This window comes from Betaproteobacteria bacterium (assembly GCA_016791345.1).
In the GTDB taxonomy this organism is placed as follows: domain Bacteria; phylum Pseudomonadota; class Gammaproteobacteria; order Burkholderiales; family JAEUMW01; genus JAEUMW01.
This window is the reverse complement of record JAEUMW010000242.1, coordinates 1-18,421: the sequence shown is the minus strand read 5'-3', so window position 1 is coordinate 18,421 and position 18,421 is coordinate 1. Positions and strand designations below refer to the sequence as shown.

19 protein-coding genes, 2 tRNA genes, 1 other RNA gene and 1 pseudogene are annotated in these 18,421 nt (G+C 64.8%); 13 read left to right on the top strand and 10 right to left on the bottom strand.

All coding sequences use genetic code 11. From position 1 onward, the window contains the following. The 6 genes from JNK68_09535 to mraZ form a co-directional block, all read right to left on the bottom strand. A partial coding sequence (locus JNK68_09535; protein MBL8540598.1) for a UDP-N-acetylmuramoyl-tripeptide--D-alanyl-D-alanine ligase occupies positions 1–638 on the bottom strand: 638 nt, incomplete at its 3' end. Between the two features lie 38 nt (positions 639–676). Next, a complete protein-coding gene (locus tag JNK68_09530) occupies positions 677–2,200 on the bottom strand; it encodes a UDP-N-acetylmuramoyl-L-alanyl-D-glutamate--2,6-diaminopimelate ligase (GenBank protein MBL8540597.1) in 1,524 nt (507 codons plus the stop codon). After that, entirely contained in the window at positions 2,197–3,864 is a 1,668-nt protein-coding gene (locus JNK68_09525; GenBank protein ID MBL8540596.1) for a penicillin-binding protein 2, read from the bottom strand. Before JNK68_09525 ends, JNK68_09530 begins: the two co-directional genes overlap by 4 nt. 56 nt (positions 3,865–3,920) lie before the next feature. Continuing rightward, entirely contained in the window at positions 3,921–4,208 is a 288-nt protein-coding gene (gene ftsL, locus JNK68_09520; GenBank protein ID MBL8540595.1) for a cell division protein FtsL, read from the bottom strand. Continuing rightward, positions 4,205–5,137 (bottom strand): 16S rRNA (cytosine(1402)-N(4))-methyltransferase RsmH, encoded by a 933-nt coding sequence (gene rsmH, locus JNK68_09515; GenBank protein MBL8540594.1) that lies wholly within the window; start codon positions 5,135–5,137, stop codon positions 4,205–4,207. The genes ftsL and rsmH overlap by 4 nt, the downstream gene beginning before the upstream one ends. Before the next feature lie 53 nt (positions 5,138–5,190). Further along, entirely contained in the window at positions 5,191–5,637 is a 447-nt protein-coding gene (gene mraZ, locus JNK68_09510; GenBank protein MBL8540593.1) for a division/cell wall cluster transcriptional repressor MraZ, read from the bottom strand. A 75-nt stretch (positions 5,638–5,712) separates the two neighbouring features. On the opposite strand from mraZ, the gene JNK68_09505 reads away from it, so the two are divergent. After that, positions 5,713–5,850 (top strand): hypothetical protein, encoded by a 138-nt coding sequence (locus JNK68_09505; protein MBL8540592.1) that lies wholly within the window; start codon positions 5,713–5,715, stop codon positions 5,848–5,850. Between the two features lie 91 nt (positions 5,851–5,941). Here the strand turns inward: JNK68_09505 and rnpB are convergent. Next, positions 5,942–6,311: RNase P RNA component class A (rnpB, locus tag JNK68_09500), an RNA gene on the bottom strand. 134 nt (positions 6,312–6,445) lie between these two features. Here rnpB and JNK68_09495 point away from each other — a divergent pair. From JNK68_09495 to JNK68_09480, 4 genes and pseudogenes are all read left to right on the top strand, one after another. Continuing rightward, complete coding sequence (locus tag JNK68_09495; protein MBL8540591.1) at positions 6,446–7,381, top strand: carbohydrate kinase family protein; 936 nt, start codon at positions 6,446–6,448, stop codon at positions 7,379–7,381. Continuing rightward, positions 7,375–7,848 carry a hypothetical protein gene (locus tag JNK68_09490; GenBank protein ID MBL8540590.1) on the top strand — a complete coding sequence of 158 codons (474 nt, stop codon included), beginning with the start codon at positions 7,375–7,377 and terminating at the stop codon, positions 7,846–7,848. The genes JNK68_09495 and JNK68_09490 overlap by 7 nt, the downstream gene beginning before the upstream one ends. Before the next feature lie 183 nt (positions 7,849–8,031). Next, entirely contained in the window at positions 8,032–8,784 is a 753-nt protein-coding gene (locus tag JNK68_09485) for a GNAT family N-acetyltransferase (GenBank protein ID MBL8540589.1), read from the top strand. 125 nt (positions 8,785–8,909) lie between these two features. Next, positions 8,910–9,545: pseudogene (locus tag JNK68_09480) on the top strand (1-acyl-sn-glycerol-3-phosphate acyltransferase). Here JNK68_09480 and JNK68_09475 read toward each other — a convergent pair. Both JNK68_09475 and JNK68_09470 read right to left on the bottom strand, forming a co-directional pair. Beyond that, complete coding sequence (locus JNK68_09475; protein MBL8540588.1) at positions 9,511–10,338, bottom strand: symmetrical bis(5'-nucleosyl)-tetraphosphatase; 828 nt, start codon at positions 10,336–10,338, stop codon at positions 9,511–9,513. The pseudogene JNK68_09480 and the gene JNK68_09475 overlap by 35 nt on opposite strands. Before the next feature lie 114 nt (positions 10,339–10,452). Next, positions 10,453–11,238 carry a cytochrome c5 family protein gene (locus tag JNK68_09470; GenBank protein MBL8540587.1) on the bottom strand — a complete coding sequence of 262 codons (786 nt, stop codon included), beginning with the start codon at positions 11,236–11,238 and terminating at the stop codon, positions 10,453–10,455. Positions 11,239–11,366: 128 nt separating this feature from the next. On the opposite strand from JNK68_09470, the gene JNK68_09465 reads away from it, so the two are divergent. The 6 genes from JNK68_09465 to JNK68_09440 all read left to right on the top strand — a co-directional run bounded on the left by JNK68_09465 (position 11,367) and on the right by JNK68_09440 (position 16,578). Beyond that, positions 11,367–11,443, top strand: a tRNA-Arg gene (locus JNK68_09465). Between the two features lie 109 nt (positions 11,444–11,552). Then, positions 11,553–13,016 (top strand): CBS domain-containing protein, encoded by a 1,464-nt coding sequence (locus tag JNK68_09460; GenBank protein ID MBL8540586.1) that lies wholly within the window; start codon positions 11,553–11,555, stop codon positions 13,014–13,016. 221 nt (positions 13,017–13,237) lie between these two features. Beyond that, positions 13,238–13,561 (top strand): DUF485 domain-containing protein, encoded by a 324-nt coding sequence (locus JNK68_09455; GenBank protein ID MBL8540585.1) that lies wholly within the window; start codon positions 13,238–13,240, stop codon positions 13,559–13,561. Further along, positions 13,562–15,472 carry a cation acetate symporter gene (locus JNK68_09450; GenBank protein MBL8540584.1) on the top strand — a complete coding sequence of 637 codons (1,911 nt, stop codon included), beginning with the start codon at positions 13,562–13,564 and terminating at the stop codon, positions 15,470–15,472. A 356-nt stretch (positions 15,473–15,828) separates the two neighbouring features. After that, a tRNA-Phe gene (locus JNK68_09445) sits at positions 15,829–15,904 on the top strand. 290 nt (positions 15,905–16,194) lie between these two features. Continuing rightward, entirely contained in the window at positions 16,195–16,578 is a 384-nt protein-coding gene (locus tag JNK68_09440; GenBank protein ID MBL8540583.1) for a hypothetical protein, read from the top strand. On the opposite strand, the gene JNK68_09435 is transcribed toward JNK68_09440, so the two are convergent. After that, entirely contained in the window at positions 16,535–17,305 is a 771-nt protein-coding gene (locus JNK68_09435; protein MBL8540582.1) for a Crp/Fnr family transcriptional regulator, read from the bottom strand. The two genes, JNK68_09440 and JNK68_09435, sit on opposite strands and share 44 nt — an antisense overlap. Before the next feature lie 458 nt (positions 17,306–17,763). Between JNK68_09435 and JNK68_09430 the strand changes: the two genes are divergently transcribed. Both JNK68_09430 and JNK68_09425 read left to right on the top strand, forming a co-directional pair. Further along, positions 17,764–18,108 (top strand): hypothetical protein, encoded by a 345-nt coding sequence (locus JNK68_09430; GenBank protein ID MBL8540581.1) that lies wholly within the window; start codon positions 17,764–17,766, stop codon positions 18,106–18,108. After that, positions 18,105–18,421, top strand: a 317-nt coding sequence (locus tag JNK68_09425) for a hypothetical protein (protein MBL8540580.1), incomplete at its 3' end; no start/stop codon positions are given. The genes JNK68_09430 and JNK68_09425, both read left to right, overlap by 4 nt.

Below are 18,421 nucleotides of genomic sequence, written 5' to 3'. Positions count from 1 at the left end.
GTGCCGCCGGGCCGGAGCCCCGAGAAGATCTCGCCCTTCGCACGCGCGATCGCCTCGCGCGAGCGGAGGTTCTCGATGTGCGCGACACCGGCATTGTTGACGAGCGCGACATCGGGGCTCGCGAGTCCCGAGAGATACGCGATCTCGCCCGCGTGGTTCATCCCCATCTCCACCACGGCGTAGCGGTGATCCTGCGGGTTGAGGCGCAGCAGCGTGAGCGGCACGCCGATGTCGTTGTTGAGATTGCCGACGGTGGCGAGCACGCGCTCGCGGCCGCCTGCCGCAACCGCGAGGATCGCTGCCGTCATTTCCTTCACCGTCGTCTTGCCGTTGCTGCCGGTGAGCGCCAGCAGCGGACCGGTGAAGCGCTCGCGCCAGTACGCGGCGAGACGGCCGAGCGCAAGCCGGGGGTCGTCGACGACGACGAGCCGCTCACGCGGCGCATTGCCCACGCCCTCCAGGGCGCTGCGCGCGACCACCGCGGCGAGCGCGCCCTTGGTGAGCGCATCCGCCACGAACGCACTGCCGTCGAAGCGCTCGCCGGAGAGCGCGAAGAAGAGCTCGTCTTTCGCAATGGCGCGCGTATCCGTCGACACGCCCGTGAACGGCGCGTCGGGTCCGCGGTACTCCGCCTGCATCGCGCGTGCGGCCTCGACGAGGGTGAGGAACGGCGCGCTCATCCCCGCATCCCCGCATCGTCGAGGGCGAGCTGCGCGACCTCGGCATCGCTGAACGGCAGCCGCGCCGTGCCGATCTCCTGGTAAGGCTCGTGACCCTTGCCGGCGATCAGCACGATGTCGCCGGGACGGGCGCGGGCGATCCCCTCGGCGATGGCGTTCGCGCGGTCCTCGATGACGTGGTAGTTGGCATGCGCCCCGGCGATGATCTGTTCGATGATCGCGCGCGGCTCCTCCAGGCGCGGGTTGTCGCTGGTGACGATCACCTCGTCGGCGAGCCGTGTCGCGACTTCTCCCATCAGCGGGCGCTTGCCGGCATCGCGATTGCCGCCGCAGCCGAAGATGCACAGAAGGCGCGCGCCCGCCATCCCACGCTGCGGCCGCGGCAGGAGTTCGCGCAGAGTGCGCAGCACCTTCTCCAGCGCGTCCGGCGTGTGCGCATAGTCGACGACGACCAGCGGCCGGCCTTCGCCGCCGAGATGCTCGACACGGCCGGGAATCCGCGCGACACGGGCGAGCGCGGCGACGGCGTCGTCCAGCGGGATGTCGGATGCCAGCAGCACGGCCAGGCAGCCGAGCAGATTGGCGGCGTTGAAGCGCCCGAGCTGCGGGCTTTCGAGCCGCGCAGTGCCCCACGGGCTCGCGACGTCGAAGCCGATCCCCGCTTCGCTGACGCGCAACCTGCTGCCGCGGACGCGCCACACGTTGCGCGGCACGTCGACCGTGCGCCGGAAGCCGTAGCCGATGACACCGGCCTTGCCGCCCGCGAGCCGCGCCGCGAGCGCGACGCCGAACGCGTCGTCGAGATTGAGCACGACGTGCCTCAGCGTGGGCAGGCGGAAGAGCTTCGCCTTCGCCGCGCGGTAGCGCCGCATCGTGCCGTGGTAGTCGAGGTGGTCGCGCGTGAGATTGGTGAGGAGCGCGACGTCGAACTCGGTGCCGCTCACGCGCCCCTGCTCCAGCCCGTGCGAGGACACTTCCATGGCCACACCGTGCGCACCGCGGGCGATGAAGTCGGCGAAGATCGATTGCAGGGCGATCGCGTCCGGCGTGGTGTGGGTTGCGGCGCCAAGCGAGCCGGGAAAGCCGTTGCCGAGCGTGCCGACGATGCCGGTGCGCCGGCCGCAGCGCGTGAGCGACTGCGCCAGCCAGTGGCTGCACGACGTCTTGCCGTTGGTGCCGGTGACGCCGATCATCCACAAGGCGCGCGAGGGGTGGCCGTGGATCGCGGCGGCAAGCTCGCCGACACGCGCCCTGAGCCGCGGCACGCCGAGATTCGGCACGCGCCACTCGGCATGCCAGCGGAAGCCTCCCGCCTCCCACAGCACCGACGCGGCGCCTGCCGCGATCGCCTGCGGGATGAAGTTGCGGCCGTCGTGCGTGTCGCCGGGACACGCGACGAAGGTGTCGCCCTGGCGCACGCGCCGGCTGTCGGCCTCCAGGCGCGTCACCGTCACGCCGCGCGCGGCGAGTGCCGCCGGCTCCAGCCGACGCGGCGCACCCGAGGCAGCAGTCCGGCTCATACTTCCTCCCGGATCTCGGGTGCGTCGAGCGGCGAACCGAGCGCCTCCGGCGCATCCGGCGGTACCGCCAGGAGCCGCAGCGATCCGGCCATCACGCTGCTGAACACGGGTGCGGCGACGACCCCACCGTAATACGCCCCGGCGCGGGGATCGTCGATCATCACCGCGACGATGAGACGCGGATCCGAGACGGGCGCGAAACCGACGAAGGACGACACGTACTTGTCGGGCGCGTAGCCGCCGTTTTCCAGCTTGTGCGCAGTGCCGGTCTTGCCACCGACGCGATAGCCCGTGACCTGCGCCTTCGGCGCGGTGCCGCCCGGCTGCGTCACCGTCTCCAGCATGCGGCGCACGGCGAGCGCCGCCGCCGGCTTCACCACTCGCTGCGGTGTCGGCGGCGTGGTGGAGGGCAACACCGTGACCGGCATCAGTTCGCCGTCGCTCGTGAAGATCGTGTAGGCGCGCGCGAGCTGCAGCAGGCTGACCGAAATGCCGTGACCATAGGAGAGCGTGGCCTGCTCGATCGGCAGCCAGGTGGAGTGACTGCGCAGCCGGCCGGCGACCTCGCCCGGCATGCCGCTTTGCGGCAGGGTGCCGAAGCCCGCCCCGGAGAGCGTGGCCCAGAGCTTTTCCTTGGGCATCGCGAGCGCCATCTTGGCGGCGCCCACGTTGGAGGATTTCTGGATCACCTGCGCTACGGTGAGCGCGCCATTCGGGTGCGCGTCGTGAATGACTTGGCGCCCGATCTCGAGCCGACCGGGTGCGGTCTGAATCACCGTATCGGGGGTGTACTGGCCGGAGGCGAGCGCAGCGGCGGCGGTAAAGGGCTTCAGCGTCGAACCCGGCTCGAAGAGATCGGTGACGGCGCGGTTGCGATAGCGGCCCGGGTCGCGCGTCTCGCGATTGTTCGGGTTGTAGCTGGGGTAGTTGGCGAGCGCCAGCACTTCGCCGTTCTTGGCGTCGAGCACGACGATGCCGCCGGCACGCGCCTTGTTCGACAGCACCGCGTTCTTGAGCTCGCGATAGGCCAGGTACTGGATCTTGCTGTCGATCGACAGCCGCAGGTCGCGCCCTTCCTGCGGCGCGCGGATGCCTTCCACGTCCTCGACGATATGGCCGAGCCGGTCCTTGATGACGCGCCGGCTGCCGGGCTTGCCGGCGAGCCACTTCTGCTGCGCGAGTTCGAGGCCTTCCTGCCCGGCCTCGTCCACGCTGGTGAAGCCGACCAGATGCGAGGCGACCTCACCCGCCGGGTAGTAGCGCCGATACTCGCGCTGCAGGAAGATGCCGGGGACATGCAGCCGCATCACCGTGGCGGCCTCGTCCGGCGGCATCTGCCGGCGCAGATAGACGAAGTCCCGGCTCTTTTCCTCCAGCCGCTTGCGCAGCTCGGCGGCAGAAAGGCCGAGCAGCTTCGCCAGCTGGCGCTCCTGCTCGGGCGCCACCTGCACGTCGTCGGGGCTCGCCCAGACCGATTCGACCGCCGTGCTCACGGCAAGCGGCTCGCCGTGACGGTCGGTGATGATGCCGCGGTGCGCAGTCATTTCGAGCACGCGGGCATAGCGCGCTTCGCCGCGCTCGCGCAGGAAGTCGTTGTTGAGTCCCTGCAGATAGACGGCGCGACCGAGCAGCACGGCAAAGGCAGCCAGCAGGACCAGCAGCATGAAGCGCGAACGCCACGCAGGCAGCAGGAGACGCAGCGCGGGGTTGGCGGCAGGATTCACTGGGCAGCGCCTGCGACCTTGGTGTCGAGCGGCACGATCTGCACCTTCGCCGGCTGTGGCGGACGCATCTGCAGACGGTCACCGGCGAGCTTCTCGATGCGGGCGTGTTTCGCCCATGTGCTCTGCTCCAGCTGCAGTTGCCCCCACTCGACTTCGAGGTTGCGCGTCACCTCCTGCTCGCGCTCGAGTTCGACAAAGAGCTTGCGCGCGCGATGCTGGCTCGTGACCACGCCCAGTGCGCAGAGCACGGCGACGATGATGAGCAGCAGGTTGAAGCGGCTCACGGCGCGTTCGTTCGCTCGGCCACGCGCATGACGGCGCTGCGCGCCCGCGGGTTTGTCGCGACTTCCTGCGCCGAAGGTCGCACCGGCTTGCCGACGGCCACGAGCCGCGGCTGCGGCATCTCGGAAGCGCGCAGCGGCAGGCGCTCGGGAACAGCGCCGTGACCCGACGCGTCGCGGATGAAGCGCTTCACGATCCGGTCTTCGAGCGAGTGGAAGCTCACCACCACCAGCCGCCCGCCCGCCGCAAGCAGATCGAGGCTGCCCGCTAGCACGGACGACAGCTCCTCGCATTCTTGGTTGACGTGGATCCGGAGAGCCTGAAACGTACGCGTCGCCGGATCTTGGTGAGGTTCACGCGTCCGGACGGCCGCTGCGACGAGCGCGGCCAGCTCGCGGGTTGTGCGAAGAGCCCCCCGCGTTCGAGCCGCAACAACCGCTCTTGCAATCTGTTTAGCAAACCGTTCTTCGCCATAGTCCTTGATCACCCGTGCGATTTCGGGCTCGGCGGCGCTCGCCAGAAACTGCGCCGCACTCTCGCCCGCCGTCGGATCCATCCGCATGTCGAGCGGCCCATCCGCCCGAAAACTGAAACCGCGCTCCGCCGCGTCGAGCTGCGGCGACGACACCCCCAGGTCGAGCAGCACCCCGGCAATGCGTTCGATGCCGCGGCGAGCCAGCACCTCGGGCAGCCGCGAGAACGGGCTGTGAACGAGCACGAGACGCGGATCGTCGAGCGCACGTCCCGCCGCAATCGCCTGTGGGTCGCGGTCGAGCGCAACCAGCTGCCCGCCGGCACCCAGGCGCGCCAGAATTGCCCGGCTGTGCCCGCCGCGGCCGAACGTGCAGTCCACGTAGCAGCCGTCCGCGCGCACCTGCAGCGCATCGACCGCTTCGTCGCAGAGCACGGGCGCGTGCGCAGCGGACGCCATCGCTCACGGCGTCCCCTCGCCGGGCCGCGCCGCGCTCAGCGCACCGGATGCCCTCACAGCGCGAAATCCTCCATGCCCGGCGGCAGCGACTGCTCAGGCTGCGCCGTGAGCTCGGCGAGCTGACGCTCCCACGCGTCCTGCGCCCAGATCTCGAAGTGGCTGCCCTGGCCGACCATCATCACGCGCTTGTCGAGGCGGGCGAAGTTGCGCAGCTCCGGTGAAATCAGGACGCGGCCGGCGCTGTCGAGTTCGATGTCCTCCGCGAAGCCGACGAGAAGCCGCTTCCACTTGCTGGCAAGCGTGTTGAAGCTGGGGAATCCCATGACTTTCGTGCGGACAGGTTCCCAGGAGGAGCCGGGGTAGAGCAGAAGGCAACCCTCGGGGTGCGCTGTCAGCACCAACCGACCGTCCGCGTCGCGCGTCAGGGCCTCGCGATGGCGCGTCGGGACCGCAATTCGACCCTTCGCGTCCATGTTGAGCGCGGCTGCACCTTGAAACACCCACCCCCTCCTTTCCTACACTAAGCTGCCTATTTTTCCCACTTACATCCACTTTTCTCCACTGTAGAGCAACGCATGTTCCAGGTCAAGCGAGGGGCGAGCTTTTTCTTTTTTCCGACAAAGACTTATCGAGCGCCGAGAGAGGGAAAGCAAGCGGCGATCAATATCGTTGAGAAAGAATCAGTTACCCAAAAAAATAAAGGTGTGACCTGAGATGAGCGAAAACGGCGCCATTTCCCACTGGAGAACGAACGGAGAACATGGCTCCAGTGTCGCAGGACGGATCCGACGTCCGTCAGAAGAGAGGTGAAGCTGGCCGATAAGCCGGGTTCTGTCGTGGACAGTCATTCATCTGGGCCTCGAGTTACCCCGAGGCTCGAGCAACCTACCCGCAAGCTCGGCGAGCAGCGTCATCGCTTGCTTATTCGGTCTTGCTCCGGATGGGGTTTGCCGTGCCGTCCGTGTTGCCACGTCCGCGGTGCGCTCTTACCGCACCGTTTCACCCTTGCCTGATCCGTGAGACGCGTGAGCGTGCCCACAGCCATCGGCGGTCTGTTCTCTGTTGCACTTTCCATCGCCTCACGGCGTCCGGCCGTTAGCCGGCATCCTGCTCTGCGGAGCCCGGACTTTCCTCTGCGGACCCGAAGACCCGCAGCGACTGTCTGGCCAGCTTCGCCGGAAAGACTAACAGATCGACGTCACGACATGCGCATCGCCATCACGATTCGCTTGCCGCAAGGCCCGGCCCGGCGCCGCCGCGGGCCGATGCTATACTCCGCTGCCGAACGGCTTCGGGGGTTATATCGCCATGCGCACGCTGATCTGCGGGTCTCTCGCTTACGACACCATCATGGTGTTTCAGGATCGCTTCGAGAACCACATCCTGCCCGACAAGATCCACATCCTGAACGTCTCCTTCCTTGTCCCCAACATGCGCCGCGAGTTCGGCGGCTGCGCTGGCAACATCGCCTACAACCTCGGGCTGCTCGGCGGCGATCCGTTGATCATGGCGACCGTTGGCGAGGATTTCGAGCCGTACGCCAGGCGGCTGGAGCACCTGCGGCTCGACCAGACCCACGTGCGCCGCGTGGGCGACACGTACACCGCGCAGGCGTTCATCACGACCGATCTCAACGACAACCAGATCACCGCCTTCCATCCGGGCGCGATGAATCACTCGGAACTCAATCACGTGCAGGACGCGGCGGAGATCCAGCTCGGCATCGTCGCACCCGACGGTCGGGAAGGCATGCTGCAGCACGCCCGCGAGTTCGCAGCCGCCGGCATTCCCTTCCTCTTCGATCCGGGACAGGGCATGCCGATGTTCAACGGCGAGGAGTTGCTGCGCTTCCTCGACCTTGCCGACTACCTCGCGCTGAACGACTACGAGGCGCAACTGCTGCAGGAGCGCACCGGTGAATCGCTGGAGATGCTCGCGCGTCGCGTGAAGGCGCTGATCGTGACGCTCGGCGCGGAAGGGTCGGTGATCCTCGCACACGGCAGACGGTACGCAATCCCGAGCGTCAAACCCGAGGCGGTGGTCGATCCCACGGGTTGCGGCGACGCCTATCGCGCCGGGGTGCTGTACGGGGTGGCAAACGGTCTCGACTGGCCGATAACGGGCCGTCTCGCAGCACTGCTCGGTTCCCTCAAGATCGCGCGCCGAGGAGGGCAGAACCATTTCGCCGACCGCAGTCAAATAGAGGACAAGTTCAGAGAGGTCTACGGCACGGCACCATGGTAGGCATTGTCGGTCGATCGGTTATCGTCGGAATTGTTCTGCTGGCTGCGGCGCTGCTTGCCGGTTGTGTCAGCAGCAAGGCGGGCGACGTCTATTCGCGCGATCAGGCGCGCACCGAGCAGTCCGTTCGCATGGGTACGATAGAAGCGGTACGCGAAGTGCAGATCGAAGGCACGAAGAGTGGTCTCGGTGCCGTCGCCGGCGGGGTCACCGGCGGCATCGCGGCGAGCACGATAGGGCATGGCACGGGGAGCGCCGTCGCTGCAGCCGTCGGCGCCATCGCCGGGGGATTCGCGGGAGCGGCTGCGGAAGAAGGCATCACCCGGAACTCGGGAGTCGAGTTGACCGTGAAACTCGATAGCGGGCAGATGATCGCCGTGGTGCAGGGGGTCGATACCAACACGACGTTTCAGCCCGGCGACCGCGTCCGCGTGCTGTCGGGCCAGGGTGTAACCCGCGTCAGTCGCTAGCTGCAACCCGTCGCACATCAGACGGACCGGTCGGAACGCATGGTCTGCCGAGAGCAGCCGTGGACAGTTGCGGGCGGGCGTTCCTTTGAGTTACCGTTAGATACATGAATTCTTAACCTCACGGTAACTTTTTAGTCATCGCGCGCCCGTAACTTGGCGTGCATGGATCACACCTCACCCGACATGCTCCTCAGGGAGAGCGGACTCCACAAGAGCTTCCGCCAACGCCTCTCACTCAAGTTCGCCTCCTCGTTGGCCGAGGTGCGCGAAGCACAGCGTCTCCGTCACAAGGTGTTCGTGGAGGAGATGCATGCGCGTCTGCCATCGCGCGAGTCCGGCATCGACTGCGATGCGTTCGATCCGTATTGCGAGCATTTGCTCGTTCGCGATACCGCAACGAACGAAGTGGTGGGCACCTATCGCGTGCTGTCCAGCGCCCAGGCGAAACGCATCGGCGGCCTGTATTCCGACGCGGAGTTCGATCTCGTCCGGCTCGCCCACTTGCGTGATCGCATGGTCGAAGTGGGGCGCTCCTGCGTGCACGCAGACTACCGCAACGGCGGCACCATCGCGCTCTTGTGGTCAGGGCTCGGCGACTACATGATCGAGCGCGGCTATGATTACCTCATCGGCTGTGCGAGCATCAGCATGGCCGATGGCGGTCATGTCGCGGCGAGCGTCTACAACCGCATCAAGCAGACGCACCTGAGCCCGGTCGAGTACCGCGTCTTCCCGCGCTGTCCGCTGCCCCTGGAGGCACTGAACGGCACGCTCGCAGCGCCAACGCCGCCGCTCATCAAGGGCTATCTCCGGCTGGGCGCCTACGTGTGCGGCGCACCGGCGTGGGATCCCGATTTCAACACGGCCGATCTCTTGATCCTGCTGCCCCTGTCCCGGCTCACACCGCGCTACCGCAAGCACTTTCTGAAGGAATGAGCACCGGGAGAACGTCTCTTCCGGTTCGCGGTTGGCGGCTCACGCGGCTCGTCTGTCTCCTCTTCGACGGGCTCGTGCGCGTGCTGTGCGTCTATCCATTCATCTCGCATGTCGCCCGGCTTGCCATGATGCAGCGCTGGTGCGCCCGGGTGCTGAGCGCCCTCAACCTGCGGGTGGCTGTGCGCGGCGAAGCGCCGCTCGATCGCGCACGATCGGGGCTGCTGGTTGCGAACCACGTCTCCTGGCTCGACATCTTCGTGATCAACGTCGCCTGCCCGGCACGCTTCGTTGCGAAGTCCGAGATTCGCGGCTGGCCGCTCGTTGGGATTCTCTGCGAGCGCGCCGGAACGCTCTTCATCGAACGCGCGCGCCGCCGCGACACCGGGCGCCTCAACGACATCATGCGTGCCGCGCTGGAGGCGGGTGACCGGGTTGCCGTCTTCCCCGAAGGCACCACCAGCGACGGCCGCGTTCTCAACCCGTTTCACGCGTCGCTATTGCAGCCTGCGGTGACGATAGGCGCGCCGCTCCACCCGACCGCGATCCGCTATCGGAGAAGGGATGGCACGGTCAACGTGGACGCCGCCTACCACGGGGACATGTCGCTGCTGCAGTCGATCCTGCTGCTCATCGCGCAGCGAGAAATCCACGCCGAAGTGATCTTCTCGCCGGCGATCGCCACCGCGGAGCGCAAGCGGCGCGACCTGGCGCGCGAAGTCGAACAGGTCATCGCGACCGCACTTGCCCTGGAAGTCGCGCACAGGAAACCTGGAAGAGCTGCCGGTCTTCCAGCCGCACCGCCGACAGTTCACCCCCCCACAGACACCCGCTATCCAGCGCAAGCAGTCCTGCCTCCCGGCGCAAGCCCAGAGCCGACCAGTGTCCACAAATGACGGTGCAGGCGGCGCTCGCGCGCCCGGGGACGGCGAACCACGGCAGATAACCCGTCGGCGCCTCGGCTGGCGGTCCCTTGAAACGGAATTCCATCGTGCCGTCGGCGGTGCATACCCGCATGCGGGTCATTGCGTTCACCACCACGCGCAGCCGCTCGACACCGCCGAGCCCATCGTCCCAGCGCGCCGGTTCGTTGCCATAGAGATGGCGGAGGAACGGATGGAAGCCCGGCCCGCGCAGTGCCGCTTCGACTTCCGCTGCGAGCGCAAGCGCTTGCGATACCGTCCACGCGGGCAACAGGCCCGCATGCACGAGCGCGTACTCCCCCTCGGCGTGCATGAGCTTGCGCCGACGCAGCCAGTCGAGGATCTCCGGCCGGTCGCGAGCGGCCAGCACAGCGTCGAGCGTGTCGCTGCGATGCGGCTCACGAAAACCTTCCGCCACCGCCAAGAGGTGCAGGTCGTGATTTCCCAGAACGGTGACGGCGGCCTCGCCCAATGCCATCACGCGCCGCAGAACGGCGAGCGATGCCGGACCGCGATTGACGAGATCACCGACCAGCCAGAGCTTGTCATGGGACGGATCGAACGCGATCACGTCGAGGATCCGCCCGAGTGCGACGTCGCACCCCTGGATGTCGCCGATCGCGTAGGTGGACATCTCTAAATCCTGCCGGCAGCGATGGCGGTACGCCGCATCCGGCGTGCTTCGGCACGCGCCGGATGCACATTGGCAGCGCTACGACAGCGTGTGGCCGTCGCGCTGCCCCGTGCGCTATTTCGCGAGGCTGGTGAGATAGTCGACCGCCGCCTTCACTTCCGCGTCGGACAGACTCGCGTTGCCTCCTTTCGGCGGCATCGCCCCCTTGCCCTTGATCGCATGCTCGTAAAGGGTATTGGCACCCTGCTTGAGCCGCGCCTCCCACGCCGCCTTGTCCCCGGCTTTCGGGGCATTGGCAGCGCCCGTCATATGGCACGCCGCACAGGTCTTCTCGTAGATCGCCTTGCCGTCGACCGCTCCCGCGCCGGCGGCCGCGGCAGGAGCCGCCGCAGCGGGTGCTGCCGGTTCCTTGAACTTCTGCCCGGACTGGTTCGCCATGTAGACAACGGCGCGCGCGACCTCGAGATCCGACAGCGTGGCGTTGCCACCCCGCGCCGGCATCTGGCGCACACCGTGAATCGCGTGGTCAATCAGCTTGTCGAGGCCCTGGCCCGCCACCTTGCCCCATGCGGCGCTGTCGCCGATCTTCGGCGCATTGAGCGCACCGGTGGCATGACAGGCGCTGCAGGTCGCCTGCACCACCTGTTCACCTGTCTTCGCCTGCTGCGCGCCACCCTTGGCCGAGGCAACCACCAGTTGACCCACCGGCCGCAAACGCTCGGCGATGTATTCCGGCATCATCACGTTGCTGTTCGGATCGAGCTTGATGCCGGTGGTCAGCAGTTGCGTCAGCAGCACGATGATGGAGATGGGGATGAGGAACGCCAGAACGACCGTGATGATCAGTTGCTTTGGGGTCCGGATAGGGCTGTGATGTTCTTCGAGATGTATCTCGCTCATGAGCGGGGTCCTTGGGCAAGCCCGACGCGGTGGGTGGAGAGCGCCAGATTATAACGGCAACCCGGGGACCGGAAAACCACAGTGCATGGACGAGTCTTCCGAAAAACACTAAACTTAGAGACAGTTAGGCGCCCGTAGCTCAGCTGGATAGAGTACTGCCCTCCGAAGGCAGGGGTCGCACGTTCGAATCGTGTCGGGCGCGCCAGCTTCATGCTCGAGGCGGGCACGCCTCTTTCGCCTGCCGGGCGACCAGTTGCGGGACCATCGAAGCTGCCTTGCCACGTCACACTGGAGTGCGTCTTGCCAGTAGCCAAATGGACATGACATCGTCCGCTCCCGCGGCGTTCGGACAGCAGCAACCTCTGGGCAGTCCGCTCTCGACGTTGACGACACGGCCGCCGGTGCGCTGCGGTCCGCAAACCCCGCTCGCCGAGGTCGTCGACCTGATGAAGTCCCACGACGTCGGCTCGATGCTCGTCTGCGACCCGGACGAGCGGCCACTCGGTATCTTCACGCTCTACGACCTGCTGCAGCACGTCCCCATCGGCAGCGGCGCGATGCAGCAGCCGATCGCCGGCATGATGCGTAGCGGCGTCATCGGTCTGCCCCCGGACGCACCCGCGTTCGAGGCAGCCCTCGCGATGGAGCAGCACGGCATCCGTCACGTGGCGGTGATCAAGGACGGCAAGCTGGTGGGCGTCGTTTCCGAACGGGATCTCTTCACCCTGCAGCAAATCGGTTTGCGCGCCATCGGCAGCAGCATCCGCGCCGCCGCATCGATCGATGACCTGGTGCGCGTGTCGGGCGACATCAGGGAACTGGCGCAGGGCATGGTGGATCAGGGAATCGGCGCGGAGCAGGTCACGCGCTTCATCTCCACGCTGAACGACATGCTCACCGCGCGCATCATCGACATCGAGTTCGAGCATGCATCCCTGGATGGTACGCAGTGGTGCTGGATGGCGATGGGCAGCGAAGGTCGCTTCGAGCAGACGCTGTACACGGATCAGGATAACGCGATCATCTTCGAGCCGCCCGAGGGCACTGCGGCCGAGAATCTGCGTCAGCAGTTCCTGCCGGTGGCGCAGCGCATCAACCAGCACCTGGCGCGCTGCGGATTCTCGTTGTGCAAGGGCGGCATCATGGCGGGAAACCCGCTGTGGTGCCTGTCGCTCGCCGAATGGAAGAACCGCTTCGCTACCTGGATTCATCGCGGCTCGGCGCCGGAGCTGCTCAACGCCACCATCTTCTTCGACTTCCGCGCCCTCCACGGCGCCGCGCAGCTGGTGGAGGAACTGCGCAATTCCCTCGACGGGCTGATCAAGGCCAACCGCCTGTTCCTCAAGAAGATGGCCGAGAACGCTCTCGGCAATCGTCCGCCGCTCGGCCTCTTTCGCGATTTCACCGTCTCCCGCAGCGAGGGCGAGGAATCGCCCGGCATCGATCTCAAGATGAACGGTGTCGCGATCTTCGTCGATGCAGCGCGCGTGTTCAGTCTTTCCGCCCATGTGCACGAAACGAGCACGGTGCGCCGGTTCGGCAAGTCGGCCGACAAGATGGGCCTGGCCTCGGCGAAGATCGAAGGCTGGGTGGAGGCGCTCCATTTCGTCCAGCAGTTGCGCCTGCGCAACCACCGCAAGCAGATCCTGCTCGGCGTTCCGAATTCGAATCGCATCGACCCCTACGCCCTCAATCATCTGGATCGCCAGTTCCTGAAGGAGGCGCTGAGGCAGGCGAAGGACGTTCAGGGATTCCTAGAAAAATACTACAGATTCTGACCTACGCGTCTGATCCGTGTAGCCTGAGCAAGCGCTCGGGGGCCCCGTGTGCGGGGAAACCCTTATGGTTTTTGTTTTCCGGTGCGAGTTATACTCCGCACCGTGACAATTTCGGGGTCACCTGGGCGAAGGTCGTCCTTCGCCGGTCAATCGTTCTCAAACCAGACTACCCCGGAGTGATCCGGGAAAGAATGGCTTTCTTGATCGAGGAGGAAGGTGTCATGTCCCAGCCAGCCTTTAACTGGGCCGCAATCGACGCGGACCCGCAATTCCAGGCTCTGCACAAGAAGAAGTCGACGTTTCTCTGGAGCCTGATGATTATTTCGGTCGTGTACTATTTTCTGCTGCCGATCGGTGCAGGCTATTTCCCCGAGCTGTATGCGAAGAAAATCTGGGGACCAATCAATTTCGGTTATGCCTTCGCGCTTTCTCAGTTCGTCGTTGCATGGGCGATTGCGGCGATTTATGCGCGGCGTGCGAACAGCGACTTCGACGCCTTGACGGCCGATCTGGTCAAGCGTTCGAACCTCATAGGGGGCCGCTAAATGAGAAAGTCGATCACGCGTGGTATACCTGCGGCATTGCTGCTCGCGCTGCCCAGCACGGTAGCGCTGGCACAGTCGGGCGGCGCCGTCGCCGACAAGTTCAAGTGGCTGACGTTCTCGGTCTTCGGCGCGATCATCGCCCTCACCATGTTCGTCACCTACCTCGCGGCGAAGCGCGTCAAGAGCGCCTCGCAGTTCTACGCCGCCGGCCGGTCGGTGTCGGGTGTCCAGAACGGCTGGGCGATCGCCGGTGACTATCTGTCGGCAGCGTCCTTCCTCGGCATCGCGGGCCTCATCTCGCTCTTCGGCTACGACGGTTTCATGTACTCGGTCGGCTGGCTCGTCGCGTACATCACCGTGCTGCTGGTCATCGCCGAGCCCTGCCGGAACATCGGCAAGTACACGCTGGGTGACATTCTCGCCTTCCGCAACAATCCGAAGGCGGCGAAGACGATGGCCGCCATCTCGACCATTGTCGTCTCCATCTTCTATCTGACGGCGCAGATGGTCGGCGGCGGCGTGCTGGTGAAGACGCTGGTCGGCATCGATTACGAGGTCTCCGTGATCGCCGTGGGCATCCTCATGCTTGCATATGTGCTGTTCGGCGGCATGGTCGCGACGACCTGGGTGCAGATCATCAAGGCCGTGCTGCTGGTGACCGCATCGATCGTGCTCGTCATGCTGACGTGGGCACCGTATGGCTTCAGTCTGCCCGGCTTCCTGCAGGCGGTTGTCGGTGATCCCAAGGTGCAGGCGCGTGTCGCCTCCCTGATCGGTGACGCGGCCACGAACATGACCCCGGAGCAACTCGGCCAGCGCTTCCTCGAGCCGGGGCTGCTGCTCAAGGATCCGATCGACCAGATCTCGCTCGGCATGGCGCTCGTGCTCGGCACCGCTGGCATGCCGCACATCCTGATGCGGTTCTTCACCGTGCCGACCGCCAAGGATGCGCGCGTGTCGGTGATCTGGGCCATGGCGATCATCGGTGGCTTCTACGTCCTGACCCTCTTCCTCGGAAACGGTGCGGCCCTCAACATCGGCGCGACCAACATTACCGCGATCGACAAGGGTGGCAACATGGCCGGCCCGCTGCTCGCCCAGTACCTGGGAGGCGGCGCCGACTCATTGCTCGGCAACTTCTTCCTTGCGTTCGTGGCCGCAGTCGCGTTCGCCACCATCGTTGCCGTGGTTGCGGGACTGGTGCTTGCCTCCGCCTCCGCGATGTCGCACGACATCTGGGTGGGTGTCATCAAGGGCGAGCATGCGACGCAGGAAGAAGAAGTGCGCGCTGCTCGCATCTCCTCGATCATCGTCGGCATCGTCGCCATCCTGATCGGCATCGCTGCCAAGGGTCAGAACGTTGCGCACCTGGTGGCGCTGGCCTTCGCGGTCGCGGCATCGAGCAATCTGCCGTGCGTGCTGCTCACGCTCTATTGGAAGAAGTGCAACACCGGGGGCATCGTGCTCGGCATGATCGTCGGCGCGATTGCGGCCATCGCGCTGGTGCTCGTCTCCCCCAACATGACCTACCCGCTCGCGGTCAAGGCGACCAACGAGAAGGCCATCAAGGTCGCCGACGACAAGATCGCCAAGGCCAGCGCGGATCTCGCCGCTGCGACGGATCCCGCGGCGCAGGACAAGCTCAAGAAGGCGATTGCGGCGCAGGAGAAGGCAAAGGCGGCAGCGCAGGACGCGATCGCCAAGCTCGGCGATGAGCGCACCAGCCTGGTCGGTCTGGAGAAACCCCTCTTCACCCTGAAGAACCCCGGGCTTATCTCCATCCCGCTCGGATTCCTCTGCGTGATCATCGGCTCGCTGCTCTACCGCGACCGACGCGCCGAAGAGATGTGGGACGAACTCTACGTGCGTCAGAACACGGGGATTGCGGCAGAAGCAGCCGTCGCCCACTAGAGCAGATTGCACACTCGAGGCCTCCGGATGCTGCCGGAGGCCTTTTTTATTTTGTCGAACCAGTCGCGCTGCGGGTGCTTTCGCGAGCGTGCACATCGCCGACGAGTTTCGCAGTCGACGTTCCTGTACGTGAATCTGCAAGAACCGAACTGTCGTGACGGAAGGGGATGTGGCAGGGTCGATCCGGCTTGTTGGAAGCCGTCTGGCGATGCTAATATCCGCAGCCTTCGAATCTGCCCAAGCGAGCCGAGAACGAGTGAAATCCCACTCGGGTGACGGTTCAAACGACTTTCCGCGCCGGTTTGGTCGACGAAACAGGATTGCCAGTCGTCGTCAGAGGATGGGCAGTGCAGGATGGCCAAGTAGCTCAGTTGGTAGAGCAGAGGACTGAAAATCCTTGTGTCGGTGGTTCGATTCCGCCCTTGGCCACCAATAAAACAGGCAGCTGGACCTCTCTTTCCAGCCCCGCCAGAGATTCTCGTGTAGTTCCTGTGGTAATCACGTCACCCCGAAACCGTGTGCGACTGCCGGCGCTGACATTGGCGTACCGCTAGCCAAGTGCCGTCGTTCGAGCGCTTTGCTGCTTCAAGTCGGTCTTGCTTACGGTTGCAGACGATCGACCGGGCCGCGAATGTCCGGAATCGGACCGACAGCACTACTTGGCCCGCGTTAGCCTGCCGGTGTCCTTGAAGTGCATGGCATCCAATTTCCCATAGATCTCCATGAATAAATCGGTTCGGACCCAGGAGAGTCTGCTCGTCGTCGATGACGTGCCAGAGGTTCTAGATGGCATCGAAGAACTTCTGTTAACGGATGGCTACGCAGTGGATACAGCCAGATCCGAGGATCGAGCGGTCGAGTCCGCGCAGCGTCGCCCTCCCCAGATCATTCTGCTGAATCTCGAAGGACAGCCCGAAGTCGTCATTGCGACGGCGCGACGCATCAGAGACCGGGCAAAGCTCGATGCCGTTGTACCGATCGTGTTGTTTTGCGCAGACTGGATTGCCGAGGGCGAGGAAGTGCATCTTGGAAACAACGTCTATGCTATCCAACCCGACAACTTCAACGGGCTGCGGGATTTCCTCGCTCGGCTGCTGAAGTTCTGACCTGCCGCGAACACGGGGGACCGAGCAGGCGGTCGTACTCGCGCCTGACTGCGCCATAGCACTCGCAGGCGGTCTTCTCGATCCCCTTCCGATCCACGATCTGGATATGGCCGCGACGATACTGAATCAATCCCGCGTCCTGGAGCTGTCCAGCGGCCACGGTGACACTCTGGCGCCGCCCACCCAACATGTTCGCCAAGGCTTCCTGCGTCATCAGTAGCTCGTTGCACTGCAACCGATCGTGACACAGCAGGATCCAGCGGCACAGCCGTTGTTCCAAACAATGTAGACGGTTGCAGGCGGCAGTCTGGCAAGTCTGGGTCATGAATGCCTGCGTGTACCGCAGCAAGAGATCGTGGAGCGCGCCGGCACCCCTGAACTGTTCCAACAGTGCCCTCGCCCCGATCCGCAGTGCGCGTCCGCCTACCTGAACCACGGCACGATTTACCATGGTGCAGCCGCCCAGGAACAGCGCGATCCCGACGACACCCTCATTGCCGACGAGACCTATGTCGGCGCTTACCCCGGTGTCCATCGTGTACACCAGCGACACGATGCAAGAGGTCAGGAAATAGAAATATTCGAGAGGACCACCGGGTTCGTAGAGGACATCACCCGACGACAAGGTGACCTGTTCCAAACCAGGAAGAAGGTGCCCCAACTCCTTGGGAGGGAGCCCACGGAGAAGCTGGTTCTCGATGGCCAGGAAGTTTTCCGACGTAAGCATAAGCCTCGCCTCCTCGCAAGCTGCCGACGCGCGCTGCGGCGCCGTTGACTGCTCGGTACTTCCCCGTGGGCCGGTGTTAGGTAAGGCACTGCGCGCATCCCAAAGGACGCGCTTTTTCGTCCCGTGTTCTTATGCTATCCAAGCAGAGACCGTCAGGTCTATCGTGCGTTGCACCTAAGTCTTGTGGACATTTGACCCATCCCGTTATAGGCCCGACACGCTTGGAGTCGGCGTGGGCCGTTCACAAGCAGGAGATGCGTCGTACGCGTACGACGGTCTTGCGCCCCTATGTCACCCACCGGACAGACACCATTGTCTGGCTCGGGTCTAGTTGAACCTGTGTATGCCGGCAAAGCTCGTGGCGAGGACTCATCGTGAAGTCGCAGTCAATGTATCTGAGTTGGGCAGCGTGCCCGTGGCGTTCTCGGGGTTCTTGGCGAGCCAGGAGACGCTTCGCGTTGACCGCAGTCGTCACGTGGTCGCTCTGCCTGCTACAGGCCTGCACGACGATCGTGCTCAAGCAGAATCCCGACGGCGTTTCGATTGAACGTCGCTTTGGCTTCACCTCGATCACCCTTGGGGGTCACTCCGAAGGCATGCTTGCCGAAGCAAGTGCCTGGGGAGTTTTGTTCAGCCCGCTTGGATTCACGGCGGGTTACACACATCAAGACCTGGCAGCTCTGGACGCCTCCTGCCGCCTTGTTCTTTGGGTCAGATCACCGAGTGACGCAGAAAAAGTCGCTTCGCTGTTCAGGGACGGTATTGACGTTTGCACGATATCAACATCTGGAGAAGCCAAATGACACGTCAGCTCGGAGCGATACCCCTCCTCTGCCTCACCAGCACTCTGCTGGGCTGCGCCACCAATCAATCGCTTCCGCTGCTGTTCGGGCAGACGCAAACAGTAGGTATCACCATCAACGCGGCCCCTCAGGAACAGAGCGCAGAACTCACGCTTGGCTATCGTGATCGTGATATTGCGATCGTGCCTGTTTCCGTGCCGCAACCAGATGGCAGCAACACGCAGTTGTCCTCTACCGTCCCACACGAAACGCTTGCCGGCGCTGAGGCCAAGGACGCGTTCTCGGTCCTGGGCCAGTTCGAGGTGGATTCCAA